Source organism: uncultured Brachyspira sp., from assembly GCF_944390595.1.
In the GTDB taxonomy this organism is placed as follows: domain Bacteria; phylum Spirochaetota; class Brachyspiria; order Brachyspirales; family Brachyspiraceae; genus Brachyspira.
In genome coordinates this window covers 1-11,535 of record NZ_CALXRN010000233.1, presented here as the reverse complement: position 1 = coordinate 11,535, position 11,535 = coordinate 1, and the positions used below count along the sequence as shown (strand labels likewise).

Genomic DNA, 11,535 nt, shown 5'->3' with positions numbered 1-11,535 from the left:
AACCTTAATTAATATTTTCAAATATTATATTTTCTATAATTTCTTTGTCAAGCAGTATTGACAAATAGTAAAAATAAATTTATAGTTATATTACTCTGCTGTTCTCGTTAAGCGATGACATTCTTGCACCAGTATAAATTAATGCATTAGGGATCTAGAGCGAAGCATTAATGATAGGCTCGCCGGCATCGCGATACGGTTTTGAGAAATCAAGGTCATGTTTCTGAGGAACCCACCTGGCTTTTCGGTCAGGCGCATTTATGTCGCATGCGGCTCAGCGGAGGTCTTAAAATAAACCTTTCAAGTAAAATTCCATTTAGCCGATAACTAATAATAGTTTTTTAGAATTAAGACAATTTTTTAGACAAAAGGCTAAACATTATGAATGAGAACAGAAATCAAAAAATAATAAAAACTATATTAAGTTTAACAATATCATTTTTGATAATATTTATAGTTGCTATGTTCGCAAGAGCAGCAAGTGATACAATATTACCGCAAAACAGTGCTGCATCTCTATTTATAAATGATTACTTAGATATGATGAAACAAAGAATAGATAAAATAGCCGTTGGTATGAAAATAAAAAGAAACAGTGTATCCCAATATCAAGTTAACCTAATCACTCAGTCAATATCTGATTATGTGGGATATAATATGTATCAAACATCTGACACTCTAAAAAATTATGACCCAAATAAATCACCTACTAAAGCTCAGCTTGATAAATATAAAAATGATTATTACAGAATGACTGTTGAAAACCCTTATTTAAAAGGTATGACTGTATTCGATATGAATGGTAAAATGATGCTTAATTTATACTTATCAAGAAATAAATCATGGCCTTTGGAACTTCAAAATAATTTAATAAATGAAATAAAACAAAAAGGTTCTCTAGTATTAAATGCAAGTAATGAAAATGCATTCTACATAATGGAATATATAAAAAATAATAACGGAGAAATGATAGTTACAACTAGAAATGACTATTCTTATGTATCTGATATAGCTATGTATTATCAGGTTGCTGATAAAAGTTTATTTGTAAGCGATTCTAGAAACTCAGTTTATAATGTTAAAGAACCTATAGGAAATAATTTAGAAAAAGTTTCAAGCGTAATTAATAGATATGCTTATTATAAAAAACAGCCTAGTTTTGTAGTTAATGATTCTCTTACTGTATCTATGATAACAAAAGAATATCCTAACTATTTTGAACTTATAGTTTTAGCAATTACTGCTTTATTAATATTAACATGCCAATTAGTAATAAAAGGAATAATTGCTTTCTTTAAATACCTCATGCAGATTAAAACTAATAGAGATTATGTTAAAAATGTTCAAGGAGATGATGAACTAATAAATGAAAGTATAGTAAATACAACATTGCCTGTTTCAAATACGCATGAAGAAATGCCTCCTATGATACAGAAGGTTCATTACAATATACCTAATGAATATTTAAAAGAAAAGAAAGAAAATGAAAAAAATGATGAATTTAATATTGGAAGGGATATATTAAATATAGTTGCAAACATAAAAGAAGAAATAAATAATTGCAGAAATAAATTTTCTATAACAAAAGATGATTTAAAAAAAGAAGAAAAAATAGAAATACAAAATGAAGAGATAAAAGAAGAAAATAAAGCAGAAATGCAAAATGAGGATTTAAATACAGTAAATATATTGGAAGAAAACAAAATAGAAGAAGTATTATTAGAGGAAGATAAGGCAGAAATACAAGAAGAATTAAATACAGTAAGCATATTGGAAGAAGTTGAAAATGAAGTTGATGACGAACTTAGCAATAAAGAAGAAGAATTGACAATATCAGAATATGAAGAGAATAAATATGATTATGATAAATATGCTCCGTCATATTATGATAAAGAAGATGAAGAAAAAGAAATAGAAAATATGTTCATTAATGTTTCTGAGGAATTAAAAAATAATGCAGATGAAAAAGAAAGCATTGTAATTGAAAATATTTCTGAAGAAAATGAAAAAGAAATATCTAATTATGAAACAAATAATTCTGATTATAGAAAGATTAATGAGGAAGATATATTTAATAAGAAAATAGTAAAAGAAAACTTATTATCATCTCATAAAGAAAAAGAAGAAGAAAAAAATAAAGAGTATGCTAGAAGTTTATTCAATAAAAAAACTGACAGCTATATAAAAAGTGATTCTAATAATGCTGCTAAAGATATATTAAATTCATATAATAAAGCTGTTGAAAGTATGGATTTAAAACCTAAAGAAGAAACTTCAGATAATTTAGAAAAAACTTCTAATTCAAGAACAGATGATGTATTTGCTGCTTTTGATAAAATGCTTTCTTCTATAATAAGTAAAGCAGAAAAGGATGCTAGAAATAGTATAACAAAAAAATAATTTCATATTAATGCTGAGAGGATTTATATGTTAGATAAACATAATAAGATATCTATCTTTGTATACATATCTATTTTAATAAATATAATAGTATTAGCACTATTTATAACATTTGTATTCGGTCTTAAGAAGGATGCTTTCGATGTTGATACAAAGAAATTAGATAGAAATGCATTAATATGTCAAAACAGCATAGTAAGTCTTGTTAATGATTATGACAATAGATTAAACAAAATAGTTGAAAGTTATCCATTTATTAATTTTTTACAAAATGTTATATTAAACGGAATAGATGAGAGTGAAAAAGACAGAATTATATCAATATTTAGAAGCGGAAATTATCCTTTTGATACTGTTGCATTATATTTAGCAGACGGCAAATCAGTATTTTCCTCACCTGCTAAAATAAAGCCTATAAATTTAGAAGATCATAAAAATTCAAAAGCATTTTTTGATAAAGATTATGACGGTGTTTATTTTATAAAACCTATAAAGAATAATAGAGGAATAGAAGTAGGATATGTAGTAGCAAGTGTATTTAAAAAAATATTTGAAAATACTTCATATAACCTAAATTTCGTAGTACTTCCTAATGGAGTTGTTTATTATAACCCTTCTATAGATATTAACAGTATATCAAGAGATACACTTTCTCAATATATGAATAATGATGTAGTAGGATCACAAACTATAGATTCTGACAGCAATTCATATACATTCTACTCAAGTAAAGTTAAAGATATAGATAATTTCAGCATTGGATTATTAGAATTAAATGTTCCTGCAATACAAAAATATTTAAAATACGCCATACTAGGTTTATTGACATCATCATTAATATTCCTAATAATAACATCTCTTATTGAAAAAAATGCTAATAAAGAAAATGATGATGAAGAATCTGAAAATGATGAAGATATATATGATAATGAAGATAAAGATATTGAATATGATAATGCTAATATAGTAAATAATGATGAAGAATTTAATATCGATGACTATGATATAGATACATTGGATGATGATAGTATAAAATATCTAAATGATATAAATAGAAATAAAATAACCAAAAAAAATAAAGTTGATTTACCTAAAATAGATGAAGTTGAAGATATAAAAATTGAAAATAATAATGAAGAAGATGAAATATTAAAATTAGATAATTTTGAAGATGTATACGCTTTAGAAAAAAATGAAATACCAAGTTTAGATTCTATTTTAGAAGAAGATAATAAACCTGAAGATTCGGACATACCAACTTTAGATGATGTATTGGAAGAAAATGCTGATAAAAATGAAGATGACGATGAATTAGAAGATGTACCAACATTAGATGACATACTTGATGAAGAATACAATATGTCAAAAGATATGTATGACAATGAAGTACATTTTCCTGAGATGAAAGAATATTCTGATGATGAATTATTAGACTCTGATAATATAATTGATGATGAAGAGAATAAAGAAGAGACAAATAACGGAGAAGAAAACAATATAGATGATATTGTAGAAAATTTAGATGACATACCTAGTTTAGATGATATAATGGATGAAGAAGAAGCAAAAGATGAAGATAATGAAGAAATAAAAGAATATTCTGATGATGAATTATTAGACTCTGATAATATAATTGATGATGAAGAGAATAAAGAAGAGACAAATAACGAAGAAGAAAACAATATAGATGATACTGTAGAAAATTTAGATGACATACCTAGTTTAGATGATATAATGAATGAAGAAGAAACTAAAGATGATAATAATGAAGAAGATTTATATGATATACCTGATTTAGATGATATAATGGATGATGAAGAAAAAAAAAATGAAAATAAAAAGGAAGAAGAAAATAATATCATAAAAGGTATAGATGACATTATAGATGATAATGAGGGGGATATTTTGATAAGCCATGGTTCTATTATAGAAGATGAAATAGTGAAAAAAGAAGAAGAATATTTTTCTTCAAGCGATGCTTTTAACTTATCTCTTAACAGAGATTTTTTACTTGGAGATTATGATGATGACGAAAATTCATCAAATAATGGTGATGAAAAATCTAATTTAACACCGGCTTTTAGTGATGAAGAATATGATGATGAAGTGGTAAAACCGGCTAATGAAAATGATACTTTTGAAACAGAAGATTTAATAGATAATGATTTATATGAACCGGAAGAAATTCCTAAAATACCTGATGATTTCTACAAAGAAGCAGAAGAAAAAGTAAAAGAAAATATGACATCTGGTTGGAAAAATGTATTAAAAGCTATAAGAGGTAAAAAGTTTATCAATAAAAATATGGATGATATGCTTAATTGGCTACAAGAACAGTCAGGACTTGATATTACGCATGCCTCTATGCTTACAAAAAAAGAAGATGGAAACTATGAAATATCAGAATCTCAAAATATCTCTGATGGTACAAGAAATAGATTAAAAATTAATGAGAATGAAGCTTTATTTAAAAAGATATTATCTCATAAGAAAACTTTATACGTATCAGATCCATTCTCTTCAGAATCTTTAAAGAATAAATTTGACCCTTCTGATAGAGAAAATATATCGCATATGATATTTATACCTGTAGAAAATGATGAAGGAGGATTAAAATCATTTTTCATAGGGCTTTCATCTAATTGATAATTATATAAAGAGGTTTGTTTTTATAGATGGAATATATTATAGTAGTATCAACATTCATAGTTATAGGCATCATCGTAAGCCTAGTATTTGGTAATTTACTTAAAATAAAAGTATTCGGCGGACATGTTATGATGTTTCTTATATCAACAGCTGGTGCTTTGCTTGGTTCATATTATTTGCCTAGACTAAGCAATATACAATATATAAAAATTAATCTGTCATCTGCTGTATTAGGTGCTATTATACTTGTAATTCTTTTATATATATTTACTCCTAAATCTCTTAAGTAATAAAGGAATAAAATAATAATGTTTATAAAAGAAGTAAAAGAGATAGTAAAGCCTTCTATAAAAAATGATGAAGCCATAAAAAACATAAGAAAAGCAGCTGAAATAGCTCAAGAATCCATAGATTTAGCTTTTAAACTTTGCATATCTGGTGTAAGAGCTTCAAAAGTAGATAAAGAAGTAGAAAAATTCATAAAGAGTAAAAATGCCTACCCTGCTAATTTTGAAGTACCAGATTACGGATTTGCTACCAGTATATCAAGCGGAAATGAAATAGCACACGGAAGACCTACAAATAATAAAATACTTGTACATGGTGAGCCTGTATGCGTAGATGTTGGCGTAAAATATAATGGATACTATGCTGACTGTGCAAGAACTATTGTAATAGAAGGCGGAATAGGTTCTGTAAATCATAGAGCTTATAAACTTATTGATGCTTGTAAAAAATCTTTGGAATATGCTATATATAAATTAAGACCTAATGTACTTTTAAGCGAATATGGTAAAACTGTAGAAAATAAAGTACATGAATATGGGTTCAGCGTTATAAAATCTCTTACTGGACATGGTGTAGGATATGAATACCATGAAGCTCCGTATATATTTAATTTCTATCATCCTAATAATGATGTTATGCTTGAACCTAATATGGTGCTTGCATTAGAACTTATGATTACAAACGGCACAGACCAGTATGCTAAAAAAAAAGACGGATGGACTCTTTCTACTCCTGATTATTCTCTTGCTGTTCACTTTGAACATACCGTACTTATAACAAACAGCGGAGTAGAAATTTTAGGTATAAAAAATAACTAAGAATATTAAAGTAATTTTCCTTTCATATCCATACATAAATCAAGTATTGAAACAGCAATAGCAGCCTCTATTACAGGAACAGCCCTAACAGCTATACAAGGATCATGACGCCCTTTTATAATAAGTTTTTCCTCTTCTTTAGTTTCTATATTCAAAGTTAATTGCTCTTTAGATATAGAAGGAGTAGGTTTTATTACAACATTAACAACTATAGGCATACCATTAGATATACCGCCTAAAATACCTCCGTTATGATTGGTTTTAGTTTCTATAGTTTTTATATTATCATCATCTTTTATAGTATAAAGGTCATTACATTCACTTGCTTTATAATTAACAAAATCAAATCCGAGTCCGAAATCAATACCTTTAACAGCTGGAACAGCGAATACCGATTCTGCAATTCTGCTTTCTATAGATGAATAAAAAGGATCTCCAAAACCTGCAGGCATATTAAATACTGCTGCCGTTATAATACCTCCTACAGAATCAATATTAATTTTTGCATCTTCTATAGTTTTAATCATATTATCCATAGCTTCATCATCAAATACGCTTAATTCTTTATTGTAATTTTTTATAAACTCTTCATAGGACGGCAAAATATTATTTGGGTATTTATCTTTAATATTATATATTTGTTTTATATGAGCGGCTATATTGATATCAAATTTTTCTTTTAAAGCTAACTTACATAAAGCACCTGCAAAAACCAAAGGAGCTGTAAGTCTTCCTGAAAAGTGTCCCCCTCCTCTTATATCATTGAAGCCATCATATCTAAGCATAGCAGTATAATCACTATGAGAAGGTCTTGGAACAACTTTTAAATTTGAATAATCTGTACTTCTTTTATTTTCATTTTTTATAATAGCTGATATAGGCATACCTGTAGTCTTACCTTCAAGTATACCTGATAATATTTCTGCTTTATCGCTTTCATTTCTTGATGTTGTAAGTTTTGCATTCTTAGCTCTTCTTCTATCCATTTCACTATCTATAAAATCACTGTCTATATTAATACCATAAGGGAAACCATCTATAACACATCCTATAGCCTCTCCATGAGACTCCCCAAATAAACTTAATTTTAAATTATTTCCAAAAATACTTCCCATAAATATATTCCATTTTTATTTTTTTATTTAGTATATATTATTTTTGTTTTTTTTAAAACTTTTAATATATTTAACTTGTTATAAAAGTAAAATATATTTACAATTATTGATGATATAAATTTGTAATTAATACAAAATTGTGTATACTATATAAGGTATATATAATTTGAAATAGGATAATAAGTGAAAAAAATATTTACAGATATACCGCATCCGATAAAAGAAATAGCAAGAATACTTCATGTAGAGGGATTTCAATGTTTCTTAGTAGGCGGTGCAGTTAGAGATTCTATAATGGGAATACCTCCCCATGAATATGATATAACAACAGATGCTAAACCGGAAGATGTTCAAAGAATATTCAAATATACTGTTCCAACAGGAATAAAACATGGCACCATTCTAGTTATTATAGAAGATATGCATGTAGAAATTACAACATTCAGAAGCGACGGCAACTATACAGATGGAAGACATCCGGATATGGTTGAATATGCATTAAGTATAGAGGAAGACTTGCCTAGAAGAGATTTAACTATAAATGCTATGGCCTATAATGTATTGGACGGCACTCTTATAGATATGTTTGATGGAATGAAAGATATTAAACGTAAAATTATTAAGGCTGTTGGAAATCCTTATGAAAGATTTAGAGAAGACGGTCTTAGAATAATGCGTGCTATAAGGTTTGCTACCAAATTAAATTTTGATATAGAAAAAGAAACATTTGATGCTATTACACATTCTACCGGAATGCTTGCATCTATTGCTTCAGAACGCATACGTGAAGAGTTTAACGGCATATTATTATCTAAAAATCCATTTAGAGGAATTGAACTTCTTAGAAAAACAGGTGTTCTATCTTTAATTATGCCTGAATTAATGCAAGGGTTTGGAGTTAATCAAAATAAATTTCATAAATATGATGTTTATTATCATATACTGCATACAATACAAGCTGTAGAGCCATTAGAAACAGAAGAATTAACTTTATTAGTAAGGCTTGCTGCATTATTCCATGATATAGCAAAACCTATGGTTCAAAAGAAAATATCTAAGCAGGATGATCCTGTTTATTATAATCATGAAGTTGTAGGTTCTAATGTAGCTAAAAAAATAATGAAAAGATTAAAATATTCAAATTCTGAAATAGACTTTGTAACATTATTAGTAAGACAGCACATGTTTTACTATCAGGATGAATGGACTGACGGAGCTGTCAGAAGATTTATGAGGGCTATAGGAGTAGAAAACATAAAACCTCTGTTAAAACTTAGAGAAGCAGACAGAATTGGAAGCGGGAACAGAAAAGATAAAGAAAGTAAAGCCATACCTAAGTTATTGGCTAGAATAGATAAAATAATAGAAGAAGAAAATGCTATAACTGTTAAAGATTTAAAAATTAATGGAAATGATTTGATTAATGAGTTTAATCTAAAGCCTAGTCCTTTAATAGGTAAAATATTAAATTATCTTTTGGACTTAATATTAGATGAGCCTGAATTAAATAATAGAGAATTTTTAATAGAAAAAACAAGAAATTTCTTAGAAAGCAATAATATAAAAGATGGGGCTTAAAAAATGTACTTGCTGTCTGATATCGGAAACACAAGAGTAAAGTTGGCTATATTTGATAATAATAATAAAATACCTTTATATTTTAAAGCTATAGATCATAGCAATAGTATTGATTTAATTGATTCTGTGAATTTTATTAAAGAAAATTTCACAAGTATAAAAAAAATATTCTACAGCAGTGTTTCTATGAAAATAAATGATCTGTTTGAATCAACTATAAAAGATTCTTTCAAAATGGATGCTTATAAAGTTACACATGATGATATAAAATTAAAAGACAATCTATATGAACCTCAAAATTCGGTTGGTATAGACAGGATTCTATCAACTTATGCTTCAATATGTTTGGAAGGATATAATAATACTGATAAATATGCTTCAATAGTCATAGATATGGGTACAGCTACTACAATAAGCATTATGATATCGGATTTGACATTTTTGGGAGGAATGATAATCGCAGGTACAAAAACAAGCTATCAGGCATTATCAAATAGAACTTCTCTGCCCTATTATGAAATAGGGCCTATAGAAAATATACCAAACCCTATAAATAATAACAGTAAAGACGCCATTATGTCCGGTGCTATATATAATACTATAGGAACTGTTAATTATGCTGTATTAGAAACCAAAAAATATATAAAAGAAAAATATAATATAAAATCTAAAATATTTTTAACAGGCGGAATATCTAATTTAAGACTATTAAAATGTAAAGTGTATCCATTTTTAGTATTGCAGGGTATTTATTTCAATATGATAGATAAACAATATTATATATAATACATGATATTGTTATATTACAGCACTTCATTATATAATTCTAATGCTATTATTTGACAAAAGATAAAAAACTGATATACTTTAAACTATATATAAGAAAATAAAATATTAAGGAGTTCATCAATGACTACAGGTAAAGTTACTATACAAAATGAAACAGGACTTCATGCTAGACCAGGTAATGAATTTGTAACATTTATAAAAACATTACAGGGATGCAAAATTGAAATAGAAAATGAAGCTGGAAAGAGAGTTAATGCTTCTTCTCTTTTAAAGGTTTTATCTTTAGGAGTGAAAAAGGGATCTGTTCTTACAATTTATTGTGATGGTGAAAATGAAGAGGATAATTTAAAAAAAGTAGAGGAATTTATATCTAATTTAAAAGATTAATAAAATTTATTTTTTGGAATTTATAATATGGAAAAAAGAATTACTGGAATAGGTGTATCACCTGGTATAGCTATAGGAAAGGTATATTTGCTTGTCAAAAAAGATATAGTAATATTAAAATGTCCTTGTAAAGATGTATCTGAAGAACAGGGAAAATTACTTGATGCTAGAAATAAAACTAGAGATCAGTTAATTAAAATAAGAGAAACAACTGCTAAAAAAGTTTCTGAAGAAAAAGCTGCTATATTTGATGCTCATATCACTTTACTTGAAGATGAAGATTTACTTGAGGAAGTTAATGATATTATAGCAAATGATAAAGTATGTGCAGAATATGCATTATCACAAGGTATAGAAGTTTATAGAAAAATATTAAGCGAAGTTGAAGATGAATATTTAAGAGAGAGAGCTGGAGATTTAGTAGATATTTCTGACAGATGGATAAGAAATATTCAAGGCGAAGAGATAGCAGATGTTTCTAATTTACCAAAAGATTCCATAGTAGTTGCAAGAGATTTGACTCCTTCTGATACTGCAAATTTAGATTTGGACAATACTTTGGCATTTATAACAGAGATAGGCGGACGTACATCTCATACATCAATAATGGCCAGATCTTTAGAGCTTCCTGCCGTTGTTGGTATAGGCGAAATAGTAAAAGATTTACAAAATGAACAAACTATAATTGTTAATGGTAATACTGGTAATGTAATAATAAATCCTTCTGATGAATCTATAGATTCTTGTTTAAAACTTAAAGAAGAATTTGATAAAAAAAGAGCTTTATTAAAAGAATATGCACATAAGGATGCTATATCAAAAGACGGAACTAAGATTAGAGTATATGCTAATATTGGATCTCCTGCTGATTTAGGCGGTGCTTTGAAAAATGGTGCCGACGGAATAGGACTTTATAGAACAGAATTTTTATTTATGGAAAATACAGATTTTCCTACAGAAGAAGAACAATTTAAAGCATATAAGGAAGTAGCCGTTGCTATGAGCGGTCATACCGTTACAATACGTACTATGGATATTGGAGGAGATAAATATCTTCCTTATTTGGAAATGCCTAAAGAAGAAAATCCAGCCCTTGGATGGAGAGCTTTAAGAATATGTTTAGATAAAACATCTATTATAAAGACTCAATTTAGAGCTTTGCTTAGAGCTTCTGCTTTCGGTAAGATTAAAGTAATGCTTCCTATGATAGTTTCAATGGAAGAATTAAGAAAAGCTAAGAATATATTTAATGACTGTAAATTAGAATTAATGAAAGAAAATATAGCATTTAATGAATCATTAGAATTAGGAATGATGATAGAAACTCCTTCTGTTGTATTCAGAGCCGAAGCATTCGCTAGAGAATCTGATTTCTTCTCAATAGGTACAAATGATTTAACACAATATACATTAGCTTCAGACAGAGGTAATGAAAAAATAGCTGCTATATGTGATCCTTATAACCCTTCCGTACTTACTGCTATAAAAATGGCTATAGATGGTGCTCATGC

General features: G+C 27.7%; 9 protein-coding genes. 8 read left to right on the top strand and 1 reads right to left on the bottom strand.

The window, feature by feature from the left end; translation table 11 throughout:
• The first annotated feature begins 381 nt into the window (after window positions 1–381).
• The 4 genes from Q0J90_RS13895 to map are packed head-to-tail and all read left to right on the top strand — an operon-like array spanning window position 382 to window position 6,155.
• On the top strand, window positions 382–2,400 hold the full coding sequence (locus Q0J90_RS13895) for a hypothetical protein (protein WP_297278478.1): 2,019 nt from the start codon (window positions 382–384) through the stop codon (window positions 2,398–2,400).
• Window positions 2,401–2,427: 27 nt separating this feature from the next.
• Window positions 2,428–5,046 carry an AAA family ATPase gene (locus Q0J90_RS13890; protein WP_297278477.1) on the top strand — a complete coding sequence of 873 codons (2,619 nt, stop codon included), beginning with the start codon at window positions 2,428–2,430 and terminating at the stop codon, window positions 5,044–5,046.
• A gap of 29 nt (window positions 5,047–5,075) precedes the next feature.
• Window positions 5,076–5,339 (top strand): hypothetical protein, encoded by a 264-nt coding sequence (locus Q0J90_RS13885; protein ID WP_297278476.1) that lies wholly within the window; start codon window positions 5,076–5,078, stop codon window positions 5,337–5,339.
• Between the two features lie 18 nt (window positions 5,340–5,357).
• Window positions 5,358–6,155: a type I methionyl aminopeptidase gene (map, locus tag Q0J90_RS13880; protein ID WP_297278475.1), complete on the top strand. Its 798-nt coding sequence runs from the start codon at window positions 5,358–5,360 to the stop codon at window positions 6,153–6,155.
• Window positions 6,156–6,160: 5 nt separating this feature from the next.
• On the opposite strand, the gene aroC is transcribed toward map, so the two are convergent.
• Complete coding sequence (gene aroC, locus Q0J90_RS13875) at window positions 6,161–7,270, bottom strand: chorismate synthase (RefSeq protein ID WP_297278474.1); 1,110 nt, start codon at window positions 7,268–7,270, stop codon at window positions 6,161–6,163.
• 183 nt (window positions 7,271–7,453) lie between these two features.
• Here aroC and Q0J90_RS13870 point away from each other — a divergent pair, with 183 nt between their 5' ends.
• The 4 genes from Q0J90_RS13870 to ptsP form a co-directional block, all read left to right on the top strand.
• On the top strand, window positions 7,454–8,848 hold the full coding sequence (locus tag Q0J90_RS13870; protein ID WP_297278473.1) for a CCA tRNA nucleotidyltransferase: 1,395 nt from the start codon (window positions 7,454–7,456) through the stop codon (window positions 8,846–8,848).
• A 3-nt stretch (window positions 8,849–8,851) separates the two neighbouring features.
• Window positions 8,852–9,634, top strand: a complete 783-nt coding sequence (locus Q0J90_RS13865; RefSeq protein ID WP_297278472.1) for a type III pantothenate kinase — start codon at window positions 8,852–8,854, stop codon at window positions 9,632–9,634.
• Window positions 9,635–9,757: 123 nt separating this feature from the next.
• Window positions 9,758–10,024 carry an HPr family phosphocarrier protein gene (locus Q0J90_RS13860; protein WP_028331217.1) on the top strand — a complete coding sequence of 89 codons (267 nt, stop codon included), beginning with the start codon at window positions 9,758–9,760 and terminating at the stop codon, window positions 10,022–10,024.
• A 27-nt stretch (window positions 10,025–10,051) separates the two neighbouring features.
• On the top strand, window positions 10,052–11,535 hold a 1,484-nt coding region (ptsP, locus tag Q0J90_RS13855), incomplete at its 3' end, for a phosphoenolpyruvate--protein phosphotransferase (protein WP_297278471.1).